Consider the following 1082-nt stretch of genomic DNA (forward strand, 5'->3'; position numbering starts at 1 on the left):
CACGCTCGCGTCGGCACGCACCTTCACCAGGATCAGTTCACGGGCGACCGAGGAATCGGTGTCCTGCTCCACGATCTTGATGACATTGACCAGCTTGTTGAGCTGCTTGGTGACCTGCTCGAGCGGCAGGTCCTCCACGGTCACCACGATGGTCATGCGCGAGATCTCGGGGATCTCGGTGCCACCCACCGCGAGGGACTGGATATTGAAGCCACGCCGGGAGAACAGCGAAGCCACCCGGGCCAGCACGCCCGGCTTGTCCTCCACCAGCACGGAGAGGGTGTGGGTGGTGGTCATTCCTCGGTCCCCTTCTGGGAAGCGCGCTCGTGAGCGTTCAGCGAAGCCTTCTCGTGCGACATGGCCTCGTGGATGACGGCCGGCTCGGAAGCCTGCTCGTCGTCGTCGAACAGCGGGCGGATGCCGCGCGCGGCCATGATCTCGTCGTTCGACGTGCCGGCGGCGACCATCGGCCACACCTGCGCGTCCTTGCCGACGATGAAGTCGATCACCACGGGACGGTCGTTGATCGACTGCGCCTCGCGGATCGCGGCCTCCACGTCCTCTTCCTTCTCCACGCGAATACCGTGGCAGCCCAAGGCTTCCGCGAGCTTCACGAAGTCGGGGATGCGCAGGGTGTGGGTGCCCAGGTCGGTGTTGGAGTAGCGCTTCTCGTAGAACAGGGTCTGCCACTGGCGGACCATGCCCAGGTTGCCGTTGTTGATCAGCGCGACCTTGATCGGCACGCCCTCGACGGCACAGGTGGCCAGCTCCTGGTTGGTCATCTGGAAGCAGCCGTCACCATCGATGGCCCACACCTCGGAGTCCGGCATGCCCATCTTGGCGCCCATGGCCGCGGGCACCGCGTAACCCATGGTGCCCAGACCGCCCGAGTTCAGCCAGGTACGCGGGTTCTCGTACTTGATGAACTGCGCGGCCCACATCTGGTGCTGGCCGACGCCGGCACAGTAGATCGCCTCGGGACCGGCCAGCTGACCCAGCTTCTCGATCACGAACTCCGGCGACAGCGAACCGTCCGACGGGGTCTTCCAGCCCAGCGGGTAGGCGTCGCGGATACCGCTCAG

Annotated in this window: 2 protein-coding genes; both read right to left on the reverse strand. The window is 65.6% G+C overall.

Going from position 1 to position 1082, the window contains the following annotated elements; translation table 11 throughout:
• Window positions 1-297: acetolactate synthase small subunit (gene ilvN / locus ACIRS4_RS38770; RefSeq protein WP_404205060.1), on the reverse strand; the 297-nt coding region annotated here is incomplete at its 3' end.
• The coding region (locus ACIRS4_RS38775) for a thiamine pyrophosphate-dependent enzyme (protein WP_404205062.1) at window positions 294-1082 on the reverse strand (789 nt) is incomplete at its 5' end. The genes ilvN and ACIRS4_RS38775, both read right to left, overlap by 4 nt.

This window comes from Streptomyces sp. NPDC101166 (genome assembly GCF_044768125.1).
Taxonomy (GTDB): domain Bacteria; phylum Actinomycetota; class Actinomycetes; order Streptomycetales; family Streptomycetaceae; genus Streptomyces.